This window comes from Rhodococcus zopfii NBRC 100606 = JCM 9919 (assembly GCF_001895025.1).
GTDB classification, from domain to species: domain Bacteria; phylum Actinomycetota; class Actinomycetes; order Mycobacteriales; family Mycobacteriaceae; genus Rhodococcus; species Rhodococcus zopfii.
In genome coordinates this window covers 12,268-35,785 of sequence record NZ_BCXI01000020.1, presented here as the reverse complement: position 1 = coordinate 35,785, position 23,518 = coordinate 12,268, and the positions used below count along the sequence as shown (strand labels likewise).

The window sequence follows — 23,518 nt, the reverse complement described above, 5'->3', positions numbered from 1 at the left end:
GGTGCGTGCAGCGGTCGTCACGCTTGCGCTGATCCTGACGGCATCGGTCCTCTCGACGACGACAGCCGGGGCGGCGCCCACCGAGTTCCTGTGGGGCGTTTCCTCCTCGGGATTCCAGTCCGAGGGCTCGTCGCCGGACAGCAACTGGTCCCGCTACTCCGCATCGGGCCGCACCCATGACCCGATCGGTGCCGCCGTCGACTTCCGTCACCGCTATCGCGAGGACGTCGCGCGCGCCGCCGACCTCGGCGTCGACGTCTTCCGGTTCTCCGTCGAATGGGCCCGGATCCAGCCGCACCCCGGTCGCTGGGACGAGACCGAACTCGCGTACTACGACGACGTGGTCGCCGTGATCCGCGAGCACGGCATGATCCCGATGATCACCCTGGACCACTGGGTGTACCCCGGGTGGATCGCCGACCGCGGCGGCTGGGCCGATCCCGGCACGGTCGCGGCCTGGCTGGCCAACGCCGAACGGGTGGTCGCCCGGTACTCGGGCCTCGGGGCGATGTGGGTCACCGTCAACGAACCGACGATCTACGTGCAGAAGGAGATCACGTTCGGCGGGTTGTTCCCCACCGAGGTCCGCCGCATGTTCGACGGACTCGTCGCCGCGCACCGCGAGGCCTACACGCTGATCCACCGGCTCGATCCCGGCGCGAACGTCACCTCGAACGTCGCGTACGTCCCGGGAGCGCAGCCCTATCTGGACACGTTGTTCCTCGATCGCATCCGGGACAGTGTGGACTTCGTCGGCGTCGACTACTATTACGGGGTCGCGCCCGGCAATCTGACCGCGATCCATGCCGCGGTCGACGACTTCGCGGCGGTTCGGCCGCATCCGCAGGGACTGTACGACGCGTTGATGGACTACACGCGGCGATATCCGGGTGTGCCGCTGTACATCGTCGAGAACGGCATGCCCACCGCCAACGGGGCGCCGCGCCCGGACGGCTGGACCCGTTCCCGGCATCTGCACGAACACGTCGCCGCGGTGGCCCGCGCGATCGACGACGGCGCACCGGTGTTCGGATACAATTACTGGTCGCTCACCGACAACTACGAATGGGGTTCGTACACTCCGCGATTCGGCCTCTACACCGTCGACGCCCGCACCGATCCGGCTCTGACCCGCCGCCCCACCGACGGAGTCGAGGCCTATCGCACGATCGTCGGTGGCACACCCTAGGTGCCACGCTGCACTACGCTCTTCCGGGTGACGTGGCAAATGTGGCTGGCCTTCCTCGGCGCAGCATGGGTGATCAGCCTGTCGCCCGGCGCCGGAGCCGTCGCGTCGATGTCCTCGGGGCTCACGCACGGCCTGCGCCGCGGCTACTGGAACATACTGGGTCTGCAACTGGGTCTGCTGCTGCAGATCGCGGTGGTTGCCGCGGGTGTCGGCGCGGTCCTGGCCCGGTCCGCGACCGCGTTCACCGTGATCAAATGGTTCGGCGTCGTGTATCTGGTGTACCTCGGGGTCCGGCAGTGGCGGGCCCGCCCCGCCGACACCGAGACCGAATCGCCGACGCGGGGTGGTTCCGCGCCGGCGCTGGTGCTGCGCGGTTTCCTCGTCAACGCCTCGAATCCGAAGGCCGTCGTCTTCATGCTGGCGGTGCTGCCGCAGTTCCTGAACCCCGCGGCGCCGCTGGTGCCGCAGTATCTCGCCATCGCGGCGACCATGGTGACCGTCGACGTCATCGTGATGACCGGCTACACCGGCCTGGCCGCACGTGTGCTGACCGCGATGCGCTCCGCGCGGCAGCAGACGATCACCAACCGGGTGTTCTCCGGCTTGTTCCTGACCGCGGCCGCTGTCCTCGCGACGGTCCGCCGCGCCGCGACGGTCTGACCCGGCCGAAAGCCCCTCGCGCTCGAGCCGGACGGGGTTACGCTGGCCCCGACCGCCAACTGCCGGTCGTCCGGTGCCGGGTGTCGGTACCCGTGTCCGAACCTCTCGGTGGTGCACGACTCGACCGTCCTCGGACGGCGGACAGGAGACATCGTGAATCCTGTGGTGACCGCCCCCTCGCCCCGAGCTACGCGCCCCACGCCTGCGCGCTACCACCTCAAGGGCTCGGTGCTCTACAAGCTGATAACCACCACCGATCCCAAGACACTCGGGGTCATGTACATCGCGACCTCGTTCACCTTCTTCCTGATCGGCGGCCTGATGGCGCTGCTGATCCGCAGCGAGCTCGCCCTCCCGGGTCTGCAGTTCCTGTCCAACGAGCAGTACAACCAGCTGTTCACCATGCACGGCGGCATCATGCTGCTGATGTACGCGACACCGGTCGTATTCGGTTTCGCGAACTACATCCTGCCGCTGCAGATCGGTGCCCCCGACGTGGCGTTCCCGCGCCTGAACGCCTTCAGCTACTGGCTGTTTCTGTTCGGGGCGCTGGTCGTCGCCTCCAGCCTGATCACCCCGGGCGGCGCGCCGGACTTCGGCTGGACGTCCTACATGCCCCTCGCCGACGGTCTGCACACCCCCGGCGTCGGCGCAAACCTGTGGTTCGCCGGCCTCGCGGTGGCCGGTCTGGGCACCATCCTCGGTGGGGTCAACATGATCACCACCGTGGTGTGTCTGCGTGCGCCCGGCATGACGATGTTCCGGATGCCGATCTTCACCTGGAACATCTTCATCACGATGATCCTGATCCTGCTGGTGTTCCCGCTGCTGACCGCCGCGTTCATGGGGGCCCTCGTCGACCGGGTGCTGAACGGGAACATCTACGACCCCGGCACCGGCGGGGTGATCCTCTACCAGCATCTGTTCTGGTTCTTCGGCCATCCGGAGGTGTACATCATCGCGCTGCCGTTCTTCGGCATCATCTCCGAGATCATCCCGGTGTTCTCCCGCAAGCCGATCTTCGGTTACACCGGCCTGGTGTATGCGACGATCGCGATCTCGGCGTTGTCGATGGCCGTGTGGGCGCACCACATGTACGCCACCGGCGCGGTGCTGCTGCCGTACTTCTCGTTCATGACGTTCCTCATCGCCGTTCCGACGGGCGTGAAGTTCTTCAACTGGATCGGCACGATGTGGAAGGGGCAGCTGACCTTCGAGACCCCGATGCTGTTCTCGGTCGGCTTCATCGTCACGTTCCTCTTCGGTGGCCTGACCGGCGTCATCCTCGCCAGCCCGCCGCTGGACTTCCACGTGCACGACACGTACTTCGTGGTCGCCCACTTCCACTACGTGCTCTTCGGCACCATCGCGTTCGCCACCTACGCGGGCATCTACTTCTGGTTCCCGAAGATGACCGGCCGCATGCTCGACGAGCGCCTCGGACGCTGGCACTTCTGGCTGACCTTCATCGGCTTCCACACCACCTTCCTGGTGCAGCACTGGCTCGGTAACGAGGGCATGCCGCGCCGGTACGCCGACTACCTGCCGACCGACGGCTTCACCACCCTGAACACGATCTCGTCGGTGGGCGCGTTCATCCTCGGTGCGTCGACACTGCCGTTCCTGTGGAACGTGTTCAAGAGCTACCGGTACGGCCAGGTCGTCACGGTCGACGACCCGTGGGGCTACGGCAACTCCCTCGAATGGGCGACCACATGCCCGCCGCCGCGGCACAACTTCTACGAGCTGCCGCGCATCCGCTCGGAGCGTCCGGCGTTCGAGCTGCACTACCCGCACATGTCCGAGCAGATGCGGGTCGAATCGCACGTCGGCTGGGGCAGCGGCAGCCATGAGGTCGCCGAACCGCACCTCAAGGATCTCGCCGATCGCACCCCGGAGGGGACCTGACGCATCTCCCGATCAGCCTCTCCGAGTCAGTGCTCGGCGGGTGCAACTCCGAGTCGTTCGCACGCCGCGTGGTACAACGCGACCACTGCGACGCGGATCGACGCCCGGTCGGTGACGGGCTCGAGCCACGGCACCCGCACGGTCTTCTCGCCGTCGCCGGTGGTCAGCTGCCACTGACCGGACTCCCCGTCGAGACCGATCATGCGCGCGGCCGTGACGGCCGGTTCCGCGAAGGCACGCACGATCAACAGGTTGTCGTCGGCATGATCGTCGTTCATATGGCCGAGCACGGCGGCGACGACAGCGGCATCGAAACGGGTCACGGCGGTGAGCCTAGCGAAGCCGTGCCCGCCGCACGGCGGCGCGCCTCGGTCACGAGTGGGTAAAGAAGCCGAGGTGGGTCTCGGCGCTGACATACGCTCGATGTCTGCCGGCGCCGGACGCGGGTGGGTAACGGACGAGCGGATGGATCGGAGTATCCGGATGCGAATCGCGGATGTGCTGCGCAACAAGGGCCGGACCGTGGTGACCGTGCCTCCGACCGCGACGGTCGGGGAGGTCGTCGAGGTTCTGGCCACCCGGAACCTGGGTGCCCTGGTCGTCCTCGAGGACACCACGCCGATCGGCATCGTCACCGAACGCGACGTGGTCCGGCTGATCCACGTACACGGCCCCCGCATTCTCGACGCCCGCGTCTCCGACGTGATGACCACGGCGATGTACACGTGCCTGCCGAGCGACAGCGTCGACAGTCTCGCGGCCACCATGACCGAGCGGCGCATCCGGCACCTGCCCGTCCTCGTGGACGGGCAACTCGCCGGCATCGTCAGCATCGGCGACGTCGTCAAGAGCCGCATCGACGAGTTGCAGGCCGAACGCGATCAACTCGAGTCGTACATCGACCAGGGCTGACGGTCCCACCTACGCCGGCGCGCTCACCCCGTGCGCCTTCTCGAGCGCCTCGAGTTCCGCACCGAGATGATCGAGCAGCGGATGCAGCTGCCGGATGCTGCGCCCGCACGACGTGAGACCGAACGCGATCTCGCCGTCGGTGCTCGTGCACGTGATGTTCAGGGCCTGGCCGTCGACCGGCACCGACAACGGATACAGGGCGTCGACCCGGCAGCCGTTCCAGTACAGCGGATCCGTGGGACCGGGCACGTTCGAGACGATCACGTTGAACGGTGGCCGCGGCAGCGCCCGGTTCCCGGTGAGCACCCCCACCGCGAGCGGCGCAATACCCAAGGCGCTGGCCGCAAGCCGCGACACCGTCGACATTCCGACCATCGACTGCTTGCCCTCGGCCATCGAGTCCCGGACCGTGTCCAGCCGTGCCCGCGGGTCGCCGAGGTGCGTCGCCAGATTGCACATGAGGACGCCGATGTCGTTACCGCCGCCGGGATCCTTGTCCTTGCGCAGCGCCACCGGAACCATCGCGATGAGCGGATCGTCGGGCAGCGCCTCGTGTTCGAGCATGAATGTGCGGAGCGCGCCCGCCGACATCGCCAGGACGACATCGTTGACGGTGGCGTCGGCGGCCTTCGCGACCATCTGCAGCCGCTCGAGCGACCAGGAGCGCGCCGCGAACCGGCGTCCCCCGGCGATCGGCACGTTGAGCATGCTGCGCGGGGCGGACAGCGACATCGACCCGCCGCGGGCGTGCAGCGCCCGGTCGACGGTGCCCACCAGTGCGGGCACGATCCCGATCGCCTCCGTGGCCGTCGTCCGCACCGCGCGCACGATCGCGCCGGGAAGGTCGATGGCGGTGCCGACCCCGGACTTCGGGGGGTCGGAACGATCGACGGTGCCCCACGGCGCCGGCATACCGGTCTCGCACGGATCGGTCGTGAGCACGCGGCGCAACAGCTTCATCGCGCCGACACCGTCGGCGAGGGAATGATGGATCTTGACGTAGATCGCATATCGGCCGTCGGCGAGTCCCTCGATCAGGTGCATCTCCCACAGCGGCCGGGAACGGTCGAGGACGCTGCTGTGCAGCCGCGACACCAGTTCCCACAGTTCGTCGACGCCACCCGGTCGCGGCAGAGCGTTGAAACGCACGTGATGGTCGAGGTCGAAGCGCGGATCCTCCTCCCACGCCCACTGTCCGAGTGTGAACAGCGACCGCGCGGCGCGGCGTCGCCACAGCGGCGCCACGTCGTCGTCGCGGGTCAACGCCACGTCGAACAGGGCCCGCACATCCTCGGCGGTGGCGCCTTCGGGGGGCTGGAGCAGCAGCAGTCCCCCGACGTGCATCGGATGCTCACGGGACTCGCCGAGGAGGAACATCGAATCGGTCGGTGGCATCGGTAGCCGCATTCGGAGTCTTTCCGCTACCCGCGACGCGAGAGCTCACTTCGGGGTGAGCCCCCTGCAGCTCACCGGAATGCACCCGCGGTGAGAACGATCACATCGGGTGCCCTCCCAGTTCTACGGCATCAACCACTGCGATCGCCACTCGTTCGAACGTTTGATCAATTGCACTGCAAATGCATGTTCAGCTGCCGGAACCGGCTCGCGCCGCAGCGAGCCCGGAGTCCGGTCGCAGCGGCACCTCCCGCCAGAACAGCACCAGCACGACCGTCAGCGCACCGACGAGGGACGTCACGAGGAACACGGTGTCCATCGCGTCTGCGAAACCGTCGGCGAGCGGGCGCGCGAGGACCGGGTTCAGGCGCTGCACGATCGAGCTGTCGCCCAGCACCGAACCGAGTGCACCCGGATCCCGGTCGAGCACACCGCGGGCGAACGACCCGTCGACCGGATCACCACCGCGCACCGCCTCGGTCAGCGCCGACCGGAATCCGGGATCGCCGGCCGCGACGGCCAGACGATCGGCAATCGCGGGAGTGACCCGGGCGAACAGGATCGACAGGAACACCGCCACACCGACGGTGCCGCCGATCTGCCGGAAGAACGTGGCCGCCGCGGTGGACACGCCCATGTCCTGCGGCGGCAACGCGTTCTGCAAGGCCAAGGTGAGCGGCTGCATGAGGTTGCCCAAGCCGAACCCGACGATCGCCATGTAGACCATCACGATCGGCAGTGCCGTGTCGGTCGCGATCGTGTGCAGCAGGAACATGCCGACGGTGAGCATCACCGATCCGATGATCGGATAGATCCGGTAGTGGCCGGTGTGCGAGATGAGCTGGCCCGAGAACACCGAGCCGATCATGATACCGAGCACCATCGGGATCATCTGCAGCCCGGCGACCGTCGGTGTCGATCCGCGCACCACCTGCAGGTACTGCGGCAGCAGCGAGATCCCGCCGAACATCGCGGTGCCGACAAGCAGCGAGATCAGCACACCCAGCGCGAACGTGCGATTGCGGAAGAACCGCATCGGGATCAGCGCCGCGTCCTTCATCGCGATCTCGACGGCGACGAACGCCGCGACACCGACACAGCCGGCGAGGTAGCACGCCACCGCCGGTCCGCTGCCCCAGCCCCATTCGCGGCCCTGTTCGGCGACGACGAGCAGCGGCACCACCGCGACCACCAGCGCCAGCGCACCCCACCAGTCGATGCGGATCGCCCGGTGCTGTGGGGGCAACCGCAGGTTGCGGGCGACCACCGCGAGAGCGAGCACCCCGACGGGGACGTTGACGAGGAACACCCACCGCCAGCCGGTGATCCCGAGGAGGCTGCCGGTCCCGGCGAAGAATCCGCCGAGCACCGGCCCGAGGACGCTGGAGACGCCGAACACGGCGAGGAAATAGGCCTGGTATTTCGCTCGTTCTCGGGGGGCGAGGATGTCGCCGAGGATCGCCAGTGCCAGCGACATCAGGCCGCCGGCGCCGATCCCCTGGATCGCCCGGAACGCGGCGAGCATGTACACCGACGTGGCGAACGAGCACAGCAGCGATCCGGCCAGGAACACGGTGATCGCCGTCAGGTAGAGCCGGCGCCGCCCGTAGATGTCGGACAGCTTGCCGTACAGCGGAGTGGTGATCGTCGCGGTGACGAGATACGCCGTGGTGACCCACGCCTGCAGCGCGTAGCCGTTCAGGTCGTCGGCGATCGTGCGGATCGCGGTCGCGACGACGGTCTGATCGAGCGCGGCCAGGAACATCCCCAGCATCAGGCCGCTGAGGATGGACAGGATCTCGCGGTGCGTGAACGCGACCGGTGCGGCCGGGCCGGCACTGTCGCGGTCGGTGCCCGTCACCGTTCCACTCTGTGCCCGGCCCGGCCGGTCGGCAAGTGCCTACATGTCCAGGCCGAGGTCGAGGACCGTCACCGAGTGTGTGAGCGCGCCGACCGCGAGGTAGTCGACACCGGTGCGCGCGTAGTCCGCGGCGACGTCGAGGGTCAGACCACCGGACGACTCGAGCCGGGTCTGCGGCGCGTGGGTGTTGCGGCGCTGCACCGCGATCTGCGTCTGCCACACCGGGAAGTTGTCGAGCAGGATCAGCTCGGCCTTCTCGGCGAGCACCTCGTCGAACTGTTCGAGGCTGTCCACCTCGACCTCGCACGGGATGCCCGGTGCGTGCGCGCGGACCGCGCGCAGGGCCGCCACGACCGACCCGGCGGCGGCGACGTGGTTGTCCTTGATGAGCGCCTCGTCACCGAGCCCCATGCGGTGGTTGACACCGCCCCCGACGCGCACCGCGTACTTCTGCAGGGCGCGCAGACCGGGCAGCGTCTTCCGGCTGTCGCGGATCTTCGCCTCGGTCCCGGCGACCGCATCCACCCAGTGCGCGGTTGCGGTCGCGATGCCGGACAGGTGGCACAGCAGATTGAGCATGGTGCGTTCGGCGGTGAGCAGACCCTGCGTCGGCGCCTCGACGGTGAGCGCCGGCTCACCTGCCTGCACCCGATGCCCGTCCGGGACCCGGTCGAGCACCCGGTAGTTGCCGTCGCCGAGCACCTCGTCGAGCACCAGCAGACCAACGTCGATGCCGGCGATCGTGCCCGGTGAACGCGGCACCACCGCGGCGGTCGCGACCGCGTCCGCAGGCACCGTGGCCTCGGAGGTGACGTCGGCGCCGTAACGCAGGTCCTCGTCGAGCGCGACGCGGATCAGGGTGAGGATCTCGTCGCGGTCGAGGCCGTCGGGTAACTCGGTGGCCATTGTCTAACGCACTCCTGTCAGGTCGGGGGTGGTCACGGCGGTGGGGCTGAGCGCGACGTCGCCGTCGATCAGGCGGATCTCGAGGCTGCGGGCCTGCGCCGGGTCGGTGTCGGGGCTGTCGCTGCGGGTGTGGCAGCCGCGGCTCTCGGTGCGGGCGCGGGCCGCGGCGAGCAGGGCATTCGCCGTGACGGTCAGCGCCGCGTCCTCGAGCGCGATGGTATCGGTGCACGGGATCCGTTCGGCGTCCGCGAGGCCCGCCTGGGCGGCGGCGAGTCCGGCGTCGTCGCGCACGACGGGAGCGTGCCGCGTCATCAGGGACTGCAGGGTCGCGCGGTCGGCGCAGCGGCGGATCGGCAGCGCCGCGTCGGTCGCCTCGACGCGCATCCCGGCGCGTTCCGCGGCGGCGGCGTGCCCGGCGCGTTCACCGAGCACGAGTCCCTCGAGGAGACTGTTCGAAGCCAGCCGGTTCGCACCGTGCAGGCCGGTCCGGGCCACCTCCCCCGCCGCGTACAGGCCGGGCACCGCGGTGCGGCCGTGCACGTCGGTGACGACGCCTCCGCACGAGTAGTGCGCGGCCGGGGCGACCGGGATCAGGTCGGCGGACGGGTCGAGACCGACGGCCAGGCACGAGGAGGTGATCGTCGGGAATCGTTCGGCGAAGCCGTCGAGGTGCCGCGCGTCGAGGAACACGTGGTCCTCCCCCAGCACGGCGAGCCGCTCGGCGATGGCACGGGAGACCACATCGCGGGGTGCGAGATCACCGAGCGGGTGCACCCCCGCGGTGATCGAGGCGCCGTGGGCGTCGACGAGGCGCGCGCCCTCGCCCCGGACCGCTTCGCTGATGAGCGGGCGCCGGCCCTCTCCGCCGCGCGCGAACAGCACGGTCGGGTGGAACTGCACGAATTCGACGTCGGCGATCGCGGCACCGGCGTGCAACGCCAGCGCGATGCCGTCGGCGGTGGCGCCGGGCGGGTTGGTGCTGCATGCGTACAGCTGGCCGAGACCACCGGTGGCGAGCAGCACGGCCGGGGCGTGTACGACGCCGAGGCCGCGCTCGTCGAGCACGAGCACCCCGGTGACGCCGCGGGCGTCGGTGAGGATCCGGGCGGCGGCGGCCCCGAACAGCACGGGCAGGCTCGCCGCGTTGAGGGCGCGCTGCACCTCCATACCCGTGGCGTCGCCGCCGGCGTGGATGATCCGCCGGGTCGAGTGCCCGCCTTCGCGGGTGCGGGCGACATCACCGTCGCGGCCACGGTCGAACACGGCACCGAGGTCGGTGAGCGCGGCGACGGCGTGCGGGCCGGCGCTGACGATGGAGCGGACCGCCTCCTCGTCGCACAGGCCACCACCGGCGGCGAGGGTGTCGGCGACATGCGAGTCGACGCTGTCGCCGGTGGGGGCGACCACGGCGATGCCGCCCTGCGCGTATTGGGTGGACGTGTCGGTGGGACCGCCCTTGCTCAGGGTGAGCACGGTCAGCCCGCGACGGGCGGCGGCGCGCGCCGCGGTCAGTCCCGCGACGCCGCCGCCCACCACCACCAGGTCGGCGTGGGCCTCCCAGCGCACTCCGACCCCGGTGGGGGTCGTCACTCGCCGCCGCCGGGGTTGCCGATGGCGATCATCCGCTGCACGGACAGCCGGGCGCGTTCGGCGACGGCCGGGTCGACGTGCACCTCGTCCTTGCCGTCGCGCAGGCAGCGCAGCAGGGCGGCCGGGGTGATCATCTTCATGTACGGGCAGGAGGCGCGGTCGTTCACGGCCTGGAAGTCGATGCCCGGGGCCGCCTTGCGGAGCTGGTGCAGCATGCCGACCTCGGTGGCGACGAGGACCTGCTTGGCGCCGGTCGCGCGGGCGGCGTCGATCATGCCGCCGGTCGAGAGGATCTTGACCTTGTCGTCGGGCACGAAGCCCTCCCCGGCCAGGTACAGCGCGGAGGTGGCGCAGCCGCATTCGGGGTGCACGAACAGGTCCGCGTCCGGGTGCGACTTGGCCTGCGCGGCCAGTTCCTCACCGTTGATGCCGGCGTGGACGTGGCATTCGCCCGCCCAGATGTGCATGTTCTCCCGGCCGGTGACGCGTTTGACGTGGGCGCCGAGGAACTGGTCGGGCAGGAACAGCACCTCGCGGTCGGGGTCGATGGAGGCGACGACGTCGACCGCGTTCGAGGACGTGCAGCAGATGTCGGTCAGGCCCTTGACCTCGGCGGTGGTGTTGACGTAGGAGACCACGACGGCGTCGGGGTACTCGGCCTTCCATTCGCGCAGCTGGTCGGCGGTGATCGAGTCCGCGAGGGAGCAGCCGGCGCGCTCGTCGGGGATGAGCACGGTCTTGTTCGGGCTGAGGATCTTCGCGGTCTCGGCCATGAAGTGCACACCGCAGAAGACGATGGTGTCCTCCTCTGCCTCGGCGGCGATGCGCGAGAGCGCGAGGGAGTCGCCGACGTGGTCGGCGATGTCCTGGATGGCGGGAAGCTGGTAGTTGTGCGCCAGCAGCGTCGCGTTGCGCTCGCGGGCCAGCCGACGGACCTCTTCGGCCCACTCCGGCGTCGCCTCGATGCCGGTGTAACCGCCGGGGCCGTCGACGATGGCGGCGGCTCCCGCCCACTCGGTCGTGGTCATGGCCTAGCTCCTTCGTGCAATCCGGACGGGCTGCGCCCGGATTTCCGTATTCGGGGGTTTTCGACTTAGGATCGAAAACATGCCACATAGTAACACCCATCACGAAGTGCTCATCGTGGTGTTCCAGGTTCGCCACTTTCCGGCCACCTCCGAGAAGCCCGCCACCGGGCCGGAACTGGCCGTTCTGCTCTGGCAGCGGGCACTGGATCCGGAGGCCGGGACGTGGTCGCTGCCGGGTGGATGGCTGCGCGACGACGAGGACCTCACCACGTCGGCTCGCCGCCAGCTCGCCGAGAAGGTGGACGTGCGCGAGGTCTCGCACCTCGAGCAGTTGTCGGTGTTCTCCGCGCCGCACCGCATCCCCGGCCCCCGCACTATCGCGTCCACCTACCTCGGCCTGGTGCCGAGTACGTCGGATCCGCAGCTGCCCGACGACACCGCCTGGCACCCGGTCGCGCACCTGCCGGAGATGTCCTTCGACCACGGCGTGATGGTCGACAACGCCCGTGCACGACTGGCCGCGAAACTGTCCTACACGAACATCGCGTTCGGACTCGCCCCCGCCGAGTTCGCCATGTCGGAACTGCGCGACATCTATTGCGCTGCACTGGGTTACCAGGTGGATGCGACCAATCTTCAGCGAGTCCTCAAGCGCCGCAACGTCCTGACTGCGACCGGCACGACCGCGCCGCCCGGACGCACCGGCGGTCGCCCCGCCGCCCTCTACCGTTTCACCGATTCGAACCTGCGCGTCACGGACGAATTCGCCGCCCTGCGCCCACCCGTCTGAAGCCACCCTCGCTCCTCCGCCACCCCGGCCCGTGCCCGGCCGCCCGCCCCACCGGGTGATGCGAACCTTCACCCGGTCCGACCGAATATCGGTTCCCGTCACCCTGGTTCGCGGGTGCAGCGGGAGATCTGGATGTAACGCCGTCCTCCGAACCGCCGACATGCCCTGTGACGCGGGGGCGCCCCATTGCGGGGTGGTCGACTGGTGACCACAACCGGATTGGACGGATATGGCAGAGCAGACGGCGTCGCATCGACGGCGGATCGCAGCGGGTTTGGCAGCACCGGCAGTGTTGGGGATCGCGGCTCTCGTAGCGGTAGCGGTCACGGGGACCGACACACCGGTCAGGACCGACACCACACTGGTCGCGATGACCAACGAATGCCACGACATGGTGAGCATCGCCATCGGCGGCCGGGGCGACAGCCCCCGCGACGGCACACACGCCATGCTCACCACACCCGACGGCACCACCCTGCCCGCGGCGATGTCCGGGGACTACAACAGCCACTGGGTCGATCCGGTGGTCAACGCCCCGCGCGACGCCGGCACGGACTACGCCGCGTTCTACATCGAGTACCCCGCACACATGGCGTCCTACGAGGACGCGGTCGAGGCGGGCGTCGACAACACCCAGACGGTGATGCAGGCAATCCGCGCCGAGTGCCCCGACACGCAGTTCGCGATCGTCGGATACAGCGAAGGCGCCGACGTGGCCCGCCGGGCCGCGATGGAGATCGGCAACCAGACCCCGAACGAGGACGGCTCGTACGACATCATCGACCCCAACTCCGTGGTCGGTGTCGTCATCCTCGCCGACGCCGGGCGCACCGCCGGCGAGGGCCCGTTCCCCGGCGCGGACGATCCGTTCCGCAATCCCGACGGATACGACCGCCCCTACCAGGCCGGGAACACCAGCGCCGACGGCAGCGGCATCGCGACCGACACCAGCGGCGGTTTCGGCGCCCTGAACGGCAAGATCGCCTCGTTCTGCTCCGACGGCGACTTCACGTGCGACGCCCCCGACAACGTCGCGCTGATCCAGCTCGCCGCGAACGTCGGCCGCCAGCTCAACGTCGACCGAATGCAGGACGAAGGCCTCACCCCGGCGACCGGGCAGGATCTGGCGGTCACGGTCGGTCGCGTCGCGATGCTCGCGTTCGCCGACATCCAGGCGCAGGGCAACTGGATGCAGACCGACGAGACCTTCCTCGACGTCCTGATCAAGGTGTCCGATCCCAGCTACACGCCGACCCAGCCGACAAACGTCGCCGCGGACACGGAACTGAACCTCAGCGCGGCGGAGAACCTGGTGTACCTGCCCGCCAAGGTGCGCAACGAGATCATCGGGTTCATCGCGGACAACGCGAACACCATCCCGGTCGCGCTGAGCGACCCGTACCAGCAGACCCTCGGTGAGGTCAGCGGGCACCACTTCGACTACTGGCGGGACGCGGACGCGTCGAACGGCAAGCCGGTGAGCTCGGCCGAGTACGCCGCCGAGTGGCTCACCCATCTCGCGGAGCAGGCAGACAAGGGTGAACTGCCCAAGACCACCGCTCAGAACGCTCCCGCGGCGACGCTCGCGGTGACCGCGGACACCACCTCGGCGACCCCGACGAGCACCACGGCAATCCCGAGCCCCGAGGCGGTGACCACGGACCCGGGTAGGACGGAGACCGGGACCACCCCGTCGACCGGGGAAATCGCAGCCACCGCCACGCCCGGCACGGTCCCTGCACCGGGCACCGGCCCGGCTGCCGCGCCGCTCGTGACCGATCCGGCCACGGTCACCCCGACCACAACGCCGCAGGCGGTGGCCGAGCCCGCGGCGACCGGAACTCCTGCGACGGAGGCCTCGCCGGCCACCGCGGCGACGTCCACCACCACGGTCGCTCCGACCACGACCACCCCGGTTCCGCCGCAACAGCGCTGAGCGCAGCGACGACGAGGCCCGGAGGGGTTTCCCTCCGGGCCTCGTTGCATGTTCAGCGCCGGCGCATATTCAGCGCTGTTCGTACAGGGCCGAATCGATCGTGCCGTGACGGGAGCACCGCGCCCACCATCCGTCCGGGGCGATCTGGACGATCATCCGGCGCCCGCACTGCGCGCAGAAGCGCGGCGGTTCGAGGCCGAGTTGCGCGGCGCGCGGGCGGGCCGGATCGGCGCCGCTGTCGAGCGCGACGCCCGTGTACGGATCGAACATCTCAGAAGCTCTCGCCGAGGGCCTTGATCGGCATCTTCAGTTCACCGAGCAGGTCCAGATCGGATTCGGCGGGACGCCCCAGCGTGGTGAGGTAGTTGCCGACGATGACGGCGTTGATGCCGCCGAGGATGCCCTGCTTGGCACCCAGGTCGCCGAGGGTGATCTCGCGTCCACCGGCGAAACGCAGGATGGTGCGGGGCAGCGCGAGCCGGAATGCGGCGACCGCGCGCAGGGCGTCGGCCGCGGGCAGCACCTCGAGATCGCCGAAGGGCGTACCCGGACGCGGGTTGAGGAAGTTCAGCGGCACCTCGTCGGGGCCGAGTTCGGCCAGTTCGGCGGCGAACTCGGCGCGCTGCTCGAGTGTCTCCCCCATCCCGAGGATGCCGCCGCAGCACACCTCCATGCCCGCTTCGCGGACCATGCGCAGCGTCTCCCACCGTTCGTCCCACGTGTGGGTGGTGACGACGTTGGGGAAGTACGAGCTGGCGGTCTCGAGATTGTGGTTGTAGCGGTGCACGCCCATCGCGGCGAGCTGATCGACCTGCTCCTGGGTGAGCATGCCCAGCGAGCACGCGACCTGGATGTCGACCTCATTGCGGATGGCCTCGACACCCGCGGCGACCTGCGCCATCAGCCGGGCGTCGGGTCCGCGGACGGCCGCGACGATGCAGAACTCGGTGGCTCCGGTCTTCGCGGTCTGCTTGGCGGCCTCGACGAGGCTGGGGATGTCGAGCCACGCGGACCGCACCGGGGAGGCGAACAGTCCCGACTGCGAACAGAAGTGGCAGTCCTCGGGGCAGCCGCCGGTCTTGAGGCTGATGATGCCCTCGACCTCGACCTCGGGTCCGCACCACTTCATGCGCACGTCGTGCGCGAGGGTGAGCAGGTCCTCGAGGCTGTCGTCGGGCAGTTGCAGCACTTCGAGGATCTGGTCGCGGCGCAGACCGTCACCGCGGTCGAGCACCTGTTCGCGGGCCACCGCGAGGATGTCGGTGGGGGCGAGTGCCTTGGTCACGGCGGATCTCCTGGAGTAGCGGACGAAACGAACTTGAACACCGTTCACTTGAACAACGTTCAGGTTAGGGTGGCGGTCGTCTACTGTCAAAGGGAACCGGCACGAAAACCAGAGGGAGCGAACACGTGCAGTTGCGACGCGGCGACGTCCTCGACGGTGCGATGGCAATCCTCGACGAATACGGTCTCGGCGACCTGACGATGCGCAAGCTCGCGGGATCACTCGGCGTGCAGCCGGGCGCGCTGTACTGGCACTTCCCCAACAAGCAGACGCTGCTGGGCGCGATGGCCGACCGAATCCTCGAGGGTGTCGACGCACCGCCGACCACCGACTCGTGGGACGAGGCCCTCGCCGAACTCGCCCACCGATTCCGCGCGGCGCTGCTCGCGCATCGCGACGGCGCCGAACTCGTCGCCTCGAGCTACGCGTCGCGACTGACCACCTCCCGCGCCCGCGACAGTTTCGTCGCCGCCGCACAGCACGCCGGCCTGTCCCGCGCGCACGCCGAACTCGCCGGCTACGCGCTCCTGCACTATGTGCTCGGCCACACCGTCGACGAGCAGTCACGCATCCAGCTCGCCGAGATCGGCGCCCTGACGCGCTCCCCCGTTTCCCCCGACGTGACCACCGAAACCCCCGGGACCTCCGACGACGACCTGCTCGACGGCGACCCGGCGGTCCGCTTCGACTTCGGCCTGGACCTGTTCGTCGACGGCATCCGGCGCCGGCTCACCGAACACGTGACGCACTGACGGTTGGCGTCCTGTCGGACCCCTCCCGTACGTTCCTCCGACGTGACGACACCCTGGTCCCCCGCGCAGATCGCCGCGGCCGCCCCCGACCCCTCGTCGGTGACGGCGGCCCGCGGGCTGGCCGCGAGATGGACGGCGACCGGACGCAACGACCACGCCCTGTGGGGCGTGTGCCGGGGCAGCGGCTCGACCCACTATCTGGCTTCGGTGGACCTGACCGGCCCCGCCTACCGGTGTTCGTGCCCGAGCCGAAAGTTCCCCTGCAAACACGCCCTGGGCTTGCTCATGCAATGGTCCGGCGGCACCGTCCCCGAGGCGCCCGCGCCGGACACGGTCGCCACGTGGCTCACCAACCGCGCCGAAAAATCCGAGAAGCCAACAACTTCCGAGGACGACGCGGGCAAGGAACCCGATCCGGCGACGGTAGGGCGCCGCCTCGAACGCGCCACCGCGGGACTCGAGGATCTCGATCGCTGGCTGACCGACCGCATGCGCAGCGGACTCGGCGCCGTCGATCACGGCTACGCCACCTACGACGAGATCGCCGGCCGCATGGTCGACGCGCAGATGCCCGGCGTCGCAGGGGCGCTGCGTGCGCTGCCGTCCGTCGTCGCGAGCGAGGACGACTGGCCCACAAGGGTTCTCGGCGAGTATGCGCGCCTGCATCTGCTGATCCGTGCCGTCCGCACCCTCGCGGAGCTGCCCGAGCCCCTGACCCGGTCGGTACACACCCACCTCGGGTTCCCCACCAGGACGGTCGAGGTGCGCCGCGAACCCGCGGTCCGCGACCGCTGGCAGACGGTCGCGAGCCGCACCACCGAGGACAACCGCATCTACACCCGGAAACTGTGGCTGCGCGGCCGAGAGTCCGGACGATGGGCGATTGTTCTCGATTTCTCGCACGGCACAACACGATTCGATGCCGACGCACCCGCGCCCGGCACCTTCGTCGACGCCGATCTGCACTACTGTCCCGGCGCCGCCCCGCTGCGCGCGATGATCGGAACACGCCATCAGGCACCGGAACCGTTCACGACCCTGCGGGCGACGGACTTCGACACCGCGCTCGGCGACTACGCCACCGCGCTCGCCGCCGACCCGTGGATCCGCTCGTGGCCGGTGCTGCTCGGCGCCGTGACACCCGCCCGCGTCGGCGACCGGTGGTGGCTCGTCGACCGGGCCGAACGCGCGCTGCCGTTGGGCGGCGACCTCGACGGCCGCTGGCGTCTGCTCGCGGTCTCGGGCGGTCACCCGGTGACGGTGTGCGGCGACTGGGACGGGCGTGCGGTCACCCCGGCGTCGGTGTTCGAACCCGGGCAGGAGGCGATCGCCCTGTGAGCACGGACGGACTGGAGTCCCTCACCTCGGCGGCGCTGCTGGGCACCGCCCGCACCGAACCCGACTTCGCCGCGCTGCACACCCACGCCACGGCCGGAGCGATCGACGGGACGGCCGAACACCGACTGCTCGGCGCCGCGGCACTGGAACGCGCATTCGTCGCCGCCGGATCGGCGCCGGCGACCTGCGCGCTGCCCGAGCCCGCCGCCGACGACGACCGGCCGCTGCTGCCCCCGGCCGCCGCCGAGCGGCTCCGCGCGCTGCTCACCGTCCGGTCCGATCTGATCGGCGAATGGCTCGATGCCGCACAGGGTTTCCGCGCTCCGCACGGCATCGTCGTGGATCTGCTCGAGCGCGCTTCCGCGCTCGACGAGGATCAGCGGGACAAGCTGGTCGTCCTTCTCGGACCCCGCGGCCGATGGCTGGCGCAGCAGAATCCGCACTGGTCCGACCTGGTGGCACCCGACACCGGCGATCCGTCCGTGTGGCAGCACGGTTCCGCGGCCACCCGGCGCCGATGGTTCCGGGCGCTGCGTGCACAGGACCCCGCCGCCGCGACCGAGTTGCTCACCGCGTCGTGGAAGACCGAGGCCGCCTCGGGCCGCCAGACCCTGCTCGGGGAACTCGCGACCGGGTCCGGCGTATACGACGAGGATCTGCTCGAGACCGCGCTGGGCGATCGCAGCCGCAAGGTCCGCGAGGTCGCCCTCGACCTGTCGCGCCGGCTCCCGGATTCCTCGTTCGGCCGCCGCATGACCCGGCGGGTGCAGGACTGGACACGCGTGCAGGACGGCGCTCTCGAGTTCACGATCCCGGACGTGCTCGACGCGGACGCGGTGCGGGACGGTCTCGACGACCCGCTGCCCCGCGCGGTCGAGCCGGCACGCGCGGACCGCACGTACACGGACGAGGAGACACGCGACCGGGCGCGGGTGTGGGCGCTGGCGACATCCGCGCCCCTGTCCGCGTGGCTCACGCCCGGCACGCCGATCGGCGACGCGCTGGACCTCGAGGTGAGCGAGCACCTGCGGGACGTTCTGCGGCACGCCCGGGCGACCGCCGTCGATCATCAGCGCGACAGCGCCTGGGCCTCGGAGCTCCTGCAGCGCGACGACCGGACCGGCTCCCGCGTCGCCGGGCACGCGCCACCGGACGTGCTCGTCGAGCACCTACGACGGATGTCCGCGCGGCAACCGCTGCTCGTCGACCATTTCGCCGCACTGCCCGCACCGTGGCCCGCCGACATCGCCCAGAAGGCCCTGACCGTCCTGTACACCGCCGCGGCGCCGAATTCGCACAGCTTCCGGGCACTGACCGACCTCCTCGCACGCCGCGCACCGTTCGAACTGGTCGACCTGTTCGACGACGCCGCCACCCGCACCGACGATCTCGTCCGGCTCAATCGCTTCGCGACCGCCGCCGACATCCTGAAACTTCGCCGAACCCTTCACGAGGAGTTGAGTTGACCGACACCGTCATCGACGAGCAGAGCCTGCTGCGCCCGCACGCCGAGCAGCAGTACGCGCACGAACTCACCGCGCTCGCTCGCGTCGACGACCGGCCGCGGCCACCGTCCTGGCGGCTGTCGCCGTGGGCGGTGGTGACGTACCTGCTCGGCGGGGAGCTGTCCGACGGCACCGTCATCAGCCCCAAGTACGTCGGGCCGCGTCGGCTCATGGAGGTGGCGGTCGCGACCCTGGCCACCGATCGCGCGTTGCTGTTGCTGGGTGTGCCCGGCACCGCGAAGACGTGGGTGTCCGAGCACCTGGCGGCGGCGATCTCGGGAACCTCGACGCGCCTCGTGCAGGGCACCGCCGGCACCGCCGAGGAGGCGGTCCGCTACGGCTGGAACTACGCGCGGCTGCTGGCCGAGGGTCCGACCCCGGCCGCGTTGGTGCCCTCACCGGTGATGACGGCGATGCGCGACGGCGCGGTCGCCCGCATCGAGGAACTGACCCGCATCCCCGCCGACGTGCAGGACGCGCTGATCACGATCCTGTCCGAGAAGACGCTGCCGGTCCCCGAGCTCGGCCTCGAGGTGCAGGCGACGAAGGGGTTCAACGTCATCGCCACCGCCAACGACCGCGACCGCGGTGTCAACGACCTGTCGTCGGCGCTGCGCCGGCGCTTCAACACGGTGGTGCTGCCGCTGCCCGCCAGCGAGGACGACGAGGTCGAGATCGTCGCGCGGCGCGTCGCCCAGCTCGGGTCCGCGCTCGAGCTGCCGCAGGTCCCGGCGGCGGCCGAGGAGATCCGGCGCGTGGTGACCGTCTTCCGGGAACTGCGCCGCGGCGTGACCACCGACGGCCGCACCAAGCTGAAGTCACCGTCGGGCACCCTGTCGACCGCCGAGGCGATCTCGGTGGTCACCAACGGCCTGGCCCTGTCCGCCCACTTCGGGGACGGCGTCCTGCGTTCGGCCGATGTCGCCGCCGGCATCCTCGGCGCCGTCGTCAAGGACCCGGTCGCCGACACCGTGGTGTGGGACGAATACCTCGAGGCCGTCGTCCGCGGCCGCCCCGAATGGGCCGACTTCTACCGGGCGTGCCGCGAGGTCGCCGGGTGAGCGTGACCGCGCAGGTCCGGGTGCTGGGCATCCGGCACCACGGACCGGGCTCGGCACGCGCACTGCTGCGCGCCCTCACCGAATTCGAGCCGGACACCGTGCTCATCGAGGGTCCCGCCGACGCCGATCCGCTGGTGGCCTTGGCCGCGTCCGGGCAGATGCGCCCGCCCGTCGCGCTGCTCGGCTACGCGAGCACGGACCCGTCGACAGCCGCTTTCTGGCCACTGGCCACGTTCTCCCCGGAATGGCAGGCGCTGCAGTGGGCGATCCTGCACGACGCGGACGTCCGCTTCTGTGATCTGCCCGCGGCGTCGAGCCTCGCGGCGGACCGGACGGCCGGTGACCGGGGGCCTGATCCGCTGGCCGCGCTCGCCGCCGCCGGTGGTTACGACGATTTCGAGCAGTGGTGGGACGCGGTCGTCGAGTCCGGGACCCGGTATCCGGACAACACCGCTGAGCTCGCAAATGACTATCACGCAGACGGTTTCGATGCCATCACCGAGGCGATGGCGGCGCTGCGCGAGACGATGGAGATCGACGAGCACACGCTGCGGCGCGAGGCGCACATGCGGCAGGTGCTCCGCGCGCGGATCAAGGCCGGTGCACAGAAGATCGCGGTGGTGTGCGGGGCGATGCACGCTCCGGCGCTGTCCGGCAAGCCCGGCCCCGCGGCGCCCGACGCGCGGCTGCTCAAGGGCCTGCCGAAGGTCAAGACGTCGCTCACCTGGGTGCCGTGGACGCATTCGCGGTTGTCGTCGGCCTCCGGATACGGTGCGGGCATCACCTCGCCCGGCTGGTACCACCACCTGTTCACCCACCACGACCGGACGATCGAGCGGTGGTTCACGCGGGTCGCGCGGGAACTGCGCAGCGAGGACCTGCCGGTGTCGAGCGCGCACGTCATCGAGGCCACCCGCCTGGCCCACACGCTGGCCGCGCTGCGCGAGCGGCCGCTGCCCGGCCTCGCCGAGGTCACCGAGGCGACCCGGTCAGTGCTGTGCGACGGCGACGACGTGCTGCTCGATCTGGTGACCCGGCGGCTCGTCGTCGGCGAGGCGCTCGGCGGGGTCCCCGACGAGACCCCGACGGTACCCCTGGACGCGGACCTGCAGGCGCGGTCGAAGACGCTGCGGCTCAAGCGATCTGCGGTCGACAAGAATCTCGACCTGGATCTGCGCAAGGACAACGATCTGCAGCGGTCGCGGTTGCTGCACCGCCTCGCGCTGCTCGGCATCGACTGGGCGAGGGCGGCAACGAGCGCGGTCCGCTCCACCGGCACGTTCCGCGAATCGTGGACCCTGCGGTGGGAGCCGGAACTGTCGGTCGCGGTCGTCGAGGCCTCACGGTGGGGAACGACCGTCGAGTCGGCGGCGCACGCGATCGTCCTCGACCGGGTGTGGCGGCCCGCGATTTCGCTCGGCGAGGTCACCGACACACTCGAGAAGGCGTTGCTCGCCGACCTGCGCACGGCGATCCCGGACGTGCTCGCCGCGGTCGATGCCGCGGCCGCGCTCGATCACGATGTGCTGCACCTGATGTCGGCGCTGCCGGCGCTCATCCGCACGTTGCGGTACGGCGATGTCCGCGGCACCGATCTGTCGTCGCTCGGGGACGTCACCGACGCGATGCTCGCCCGGATCTGCGCCGGTCTGCCGGCCGCGGCGACCGGTCTCGATTCCGATGCGGCGGATGCGCTGCGCACGGCCGTGGACGACGTGCACATCGCCATCGCCGTGCGGGACGATCCGGCCACGAGACGGCGATGGCTCGGCACCCTGCGGGTGATCGCGGACCGCGACGACGTCGACGGCATCCTCACCGGCCGGACCGTGCGACTGCTGCGCGACATGGGCCGGATCGACGAGGACGAGACCGCGCTGCGGGTGTCGCGGGCATTGTCGGTGGGCAGCGATCCGGGTGCGAAGGCACGCTGGATCGACGGTTTCGTCGGGGGTGGCGCGGTGCTGCTCATGCACGACCAGAGCCTGCTGCGGTTGATCGACGACTGGGTCTCGGCGCTTCCCGCACAGGATTTCGTGGACGTGCTGCCGGTGCTGCGCCGCACGTTCGGCGCGTTCGCTCCCGCCGAGCGCCGCACGCTCGGCGCGGTGGTGCGCGGCGGCGAGCGCACTCGCAGCACCGCCCCCTCCGTCGACACCGAGCGCGGGGCCCGGGCCATCCGCGCCACCGCACTCATTCTGGGAGTTCCTGCATGACAACAGCATCGGACGACACGGAACGACTGCGCCGCTGGCGGTTGCTGCTCGGTGAGGCCGCGGAGAACTCCACCGGCGGGCTACGTTCCACCGACGACGAGGCGATGGACGGGGCGCTCGCGGCCCTCTACGATCGCGGCGAACCCGATCCGGGCGGCCGGCGCAGTGCCGGCCTGGGCGGTTCGGCGCCGCGGGTGGCGCGCTGGCTCGGCGACATCCGCACGTACTTCCCCACCTCGGTGGTGCAGGTGATGCAGCGCGACGCGATGGAGCGGCTGGGGCTGACGCAGCTGCTGCTCGAACCGGAACTGCTCGACGCCGTCGAACCGGACGTGCATCTCGTCGGCACGTTGCTCAGCCTGAACAAGGTGATGCCGGAGACGACCCGCGCGACCGCGCGGATGGTGGTGGAGAAGGTGGTGCGCGAGGTCGAGGCGCGCATCGCGCAGCGCACCCGGTCCGCGGTGACCGGCGCGCTGAACCGGGCCGCGCGGACGTCGAATCCGAAGTTGCGCGACATCGACTGGGATCGCACGATCCGCGCGAATCTCGCGCACTATCTGCCGGAGTACCGCACGGTGGTGCCGCAGCGGCTGATCGGATACGGCCGGCGATCGCAGGCCGTGCAGCGCGACGTGGTGCTGGCCATCGACCAGTCGGGGTCGATGGCGTCGAGCGTGGTGTATGCGTCGGTGTTCGGTGCGGTGCTCGCGTCGATGCGGGCGCTGCGCACGTCGCTGGTGGTGTTCGACACCGCGGTGGTGGATCTGACGGACAAGCTGTCCGATCCGGTGGAGGTGCTGTTCGGCACGCAACTCGGTGGCGGCACCGACATCAACCGTGCGATCGCGTACAGCCAATCGCTGATCACCCGGCCCACCGAGTCGCTGTTCGTGCTGATCTCCGATCTGTACGAGGGCGGGATCCGCGCGGAGATGCTCAGCCGGATCGCGTCGATGCGTGACGCCGGCGTGCAGGTGGTGGTGCTGCTGGCACTGTCCGACGACGGCGCTCCGGCGTTCGACCGGGAAAATGCGGCGGCGCTGGGCGCGCTGGGCATCCCGGCGTTCGCGTGCACACCCGACCGGTTCCCGGAACTGCTGGCGTTGGCCCTCGAACGCGGCGATATCGGGCGGTGGGCGCAGTCGCTGTAGGGGAGCGCCCGAGTGCAACGGCGCCTCCGTCC

20 protein-coding genes are annotated in these 23,518 nt (G+C 70.1%); 12 read left to right on the top strand and 8 right to left on the bottom strand.

Annotated elements, in window-relative coordinates; all coding sequences use genetic code 11:
* Window position 1 precedes the first annotated feature (1 nt).
* The 3 genes from RZ1_RS15005 to ctaD all read left to right on the top strand — a co-directional run bounded on the left by RZ1_RS15005 (window position 2) and on the right by ctaD (window position 3,757).
* Complete coding sequence (locus tag RZ1_RS15005) at window positions 2–1,189, top strand: glycoside hydrolase family 1 protein (protein WP_072813199.1); 1,188 nt, start codon at window positions 2–4, stop codon at window positions 1,187–1,189.
* 27 nt (window positions 1,190–1,216) lie between these two features.
* Window positions 1,217–1,849: a LysE family transporter gene (locus RZ1_RS15000; protein WP_072813197.1), complete on the top strand. Its 633-nt coding sequence runs from the start codon at window positions 1,217–1,219 to the stop codon at window positions 1,847–1,849.
* 153 nt (window positions 1,850–2,002) lie between these two features.
* Window positions 2,003–3,757, top strand: coding sequence for an aa3-type cytochrome oxidase subunit I (gene ctaD / locus RZ1_RS14995; protein ID WP_072813195.1), 1,755 nt, complete (start codon window positions 2,003–2,005; stop codon window positions 3,755–3,757).
* Window positions 3,758–3,783: 26 nt separating this feature from the next.
* Here ctaD and RZ1_RS14990 read toward each other — a convergent pair whose 3' ends face one another.
* A complete protein-coding gene (locus tag RZ1_RS14990; RefSeq protein WP_072813060.1) occupies window positions 3,784–4,080 on the bottom strand; it encodes a DUF2470 domain-containing protein in 297 nt (98 codons plus the stop codon).
* A gap of 160 nt (window positions 4,081–4,240) precedes the next feature.
* On the opposite strand from RZ1_RS14990, the gene RZ1_RS14985 reads away from it, so the two are divergent.
* Window positions 4,241–4,669, top strand: a complete 429-nt coding sequence (locus RZ1_RS14985) for a CBS domain-containing protein (protein ID WP_072813058.1) — start codon at window positions 4,241–4,243, stop codon at window positions 4,667–4,669.
* Window positions 4,670–4,678: 9 nt separating this feature from the next.
* Here RZ1_RS14985 and RZ1_RS14980 read toward each other — a convergent pair whose 3' ends face one another.
* The 5 genes from RZ1_RS14980 to nadA all read right to left on the bottom strand — a co-directional run bounded on the left by RZ1_RS14980 (window position 4,679) and on the right by nadA (window position 11,449).
* On the bottom strand, window positions 4,679–6,076 hold the full coding sequence (locus tag RZ1_RS14980; protein ID WP_174565207.1) for a WS/DGAT/MGAT family O-acyltransferase: 1,398 nt from the start codon (window positions 6,074–6,076) through the stop codon (window positions 4,679–4,681).
* Between the two features lie 178 nt (window positions 6,077–6,254).
* Window positions 6,255–7,838, bottom strand: coding sequence for an MDR family MFS transporter (locus RZ1_RS14975; protein ID WP_083583720.1), 1,584 nt, complete (start codon window positions 7,836–7,838; stop codon window positions 6,255–6,257).
* Between the two features lie 126 nt (window positions 7,839–7,964).
* The gene (gene nadC, locus RZ1_RS14970) at window positions 7,965–8,831 is read right to left on the bottom strand and encodes a carboxylating nicotinate-nucleotide diphosphorylase (RefSeq protein ID WP_072813053.1); all 867 of its coding nucleotides are present in this window, start codon (window positions 8,829–8,831) and stop codon (window positions 7,965–7,967) included.
* 3 nt (window positions 8,832–8,834) lie between these two features.
* A complete protein-coding gene (locus tag RZ1_RS14965; RefSeq protein ID WP_072813051.1) occupies window positions 8,835–10,421 on the bottom strand; it encodes an L-aspartate oxidase in 1,587 nt (528 codons plus the stop codon).
* The gene (gene nadA / locus RZ1_RS14960; protein WP_072813049.1) at window positions 10,418–11,449 is read right to left on the bottom strand and encodes a quinolinate synthase NadA; all 1,032 of its coding nucleotides are present in this window, start codon (window positions 11,447–11,449) and stop codon (window positions 10,418–10,420) included. The genes RZ1_RS14965 and nadA overlap by 4 nt, the downstream gene beginning before the upstream one ends.
* A 79-nt stretch (window positions 11,450–11,528) precedes the next feature.
* Here nadA and RZ1_RS14955 point away from each other — a divergent pair, with 79 nt between their 5' ends.
* Window positions 11,529–12,239: an NUDIX hydrolase gene (locus RZ1_RS14955; RefSeq protein ID WP_072813047.1), complete on the top strand. Its 711-nt coding sequence runs from the start codon at window positions 11,529–11,531 to the stop codon at window positions 12,237–12,239.
* 229 nt (window positions 12,240–12,468) lie between these two features.
* Window positions 12,469–14,175 carry a cutinase family protein gene (locus RZ1_RS14950; RefSeq protein ID WP_072813045.1) on the top strand — a complete coding sequence of 569 codons (1,707 nt, stop codon included), beginning with the start codon at window positions 12,469–12,471 and terminating at the stop codon, window positions 14,173–14,175.
* 69 nt (window positions 14,176–14,244) lie between these two features.
* On the opposite strand, the gene bsaP is transcribed toward RZ1_RS14950, so the two are convergent.
* Window positions 14,245–14,445: a biotin synthase auxiliary protein BsaP gene (bsaP, locus tag RZ1_RS14945; protein WP_072813044.1), complete on the bottom strand. Its 201-nt coding sequence runs from the start codon at window positions 14,443–14,445 to the stop codon at window positions 14,245–14,247.
* Between the two features lies 1 nt (window position 14,446).
* The gene (gene bioB, locus RZ1_RS14940) at window positions 14,447–15,460 is read right to left on the bottom strand and encodes a biotin synthase BioB (protein ID WP_072813042.1); all 1,014 of its coding nucleotides are present in this window, start codon (window positions 15,458–15,460) and stop codon (window positions 14,447–14,449) included.
* Between the two features lie 125 nt (window positions 15,461–15,585).
* On the opposite strand from bioB, the gene RZ1_RS14935 reads away from it, so the two are divergent.
* From RZ1_RS14935 to RZ1_RS14910, 6 genes are read left to right on the top strand one after another with little or no spacing between them, the layout of a single operon-like run.
* Window positions 15,586–16,212, top strand: coding sequence for a TetR/AcrR family transcriptional regulator C-terminal domain-containing protein (locus tag RZ1_RS14935; RefSeq protein WP_072813041.1), 627 nt, complete (start codon window positions 15,586–15,588; stop codon window positions 16,210–16,212).
* A 42-nt stretch (window positions 16,213–16,254) separates the two neighbouring features.
* Window positions 16,255–17,550: an SWIM zinc finger family protein gene (locus RZ1_RS14930; RefSeq protein WP_072813039.1), complete on the top strand. Its 1,296-nt coding sequence runs from the start codon at window positions 16,255–16,257 to the stop codon at window positions 17,548–17,550.
* Window positions 17,547–19,016 (top strand): DUF5691 domain-containing protein, encoded by a 1,470-nt coding sequence (locus tag RZ1_RS14925; RefSeq protein WP_244899334.1) that lies wholly within the window; start codon window positions 17,547–17,549, stop codon window positions 19,014–19,016. The genes RZ1_RS14930 and RZ1_RS14925 overlap by 4 nt, the downstream gene beginning before the upstream one ends.
* Window positions 19,013–20,116 (top strand): ATP-binding protein, encoded by a 1,104-nt coding sequence (locus RZ1_RS14920; protein ID WP_072813038.1) that lies wholly within the window; start codon window positions 19,013–19,015, stop codon window positions 20,114–20,116. The genes RZ1_RS14925 and RZ1_RS14920 overlap by 4 nt, the downstream gene beginning before the upstream one ends.
* A complete protein-coding gene (locus RZ1_RS14915) occupies window positions 20,074–22,332 on the top strand; it encodes a DUF5682 family protein (protein ID WP_072813036.1) in 2,259 nt (752 codons plus the stop codon). Before RZ1_RS14920 ends, RZ1_RS14915 begins: the two co-directional genes overlap by 43 nt.
* On the top strand, window positions 22,329–23,486 hold the full coding sequence (locus RZ1_RS14910; protein ID WP_072813034.1) for a VWA domain-containing protein: 1,158 nt from the start codon (window positions 22,329–22,331) through the stop codon (window positions 23,484–23,486). Before RZ1_RS14915 ends, RZ1_RS14910 begins: the two co-directional genes overlap by 4 nt.
* Window positions 23,487–23,518 lie beyond the last annotated feature (32 nt).

Bases quoted from the DNA above. Each gene is read 5' to 3' on its own strand.
- RZ1_RS14985 (WP_072813058.1), top strand. From the start codon at position 4,241: ATGCGAATCGCGGATGTGCTGCGCAACAAGGGCCGGACCGTGGTGACC.
- RZ1_RS14980 (WP_174565207.1), bottom strand. From the start codon at position 6,076: ATGCGGCTACCGATGCCACCGACCGATTCGATGTTCCTCCTCGGCGAG.
- RZ1_RS14975 (WP_083583720.1), bottom strand. From the start codon at position 7,838: ATGCTGGGGATGTTCCTGGCCGCGCTCGATCAGACCGTCGTCGCGACC.
- nadC (WP_072813053.1), bottom strand. From the start codon at position 8,831: ATGGCCACCGAGTTACCCGACGGCCTCGACCGCGACGAGATCCTCACC.
- nadA (WP_072813049.1), bottom strand. From the start codon at position 11,449: ATGACCACGACCGAGTGGGCGGGAGCCGCCGCCATCGTCGACGGCCCC.
- RZ1_RS14955 (WP_072813047.1), top strand. From the start codon at position 11,529: ATGCCACATAGTAACACCCATCACGAAGTGCTCATCGTGGTGTTCCAG.
- RZ1_RS14950 (WP_072813045.1), top strand. From the start codon at position 12,469: ATGGCAGAGCAGACGGCGTCGCATCGACGGCGGATCGCAGCGGGTTTG.
- bsaP (WP_072813044.1), bottom strand. From the start codon at position 14,445: ATGTTCGATCCGTACACGGGCGTCGCGCTCGACAGCGGCGCCGATCCG.
- RZ1_RS14915 (WP_072813036.1), top strand. From the start codon at position 20,074: ATGGGCCGACTTCTACCGGGCGTGCCGCGAGGTCGCCGGGTGAGCGTG.
- RZ1_RS14910 (WP_072813034.1), top strand. From the start codon at position 22,329: ATGACAACAGCATCGGACGACACGGAACGACTGCGCCGCTGGCGGTTG.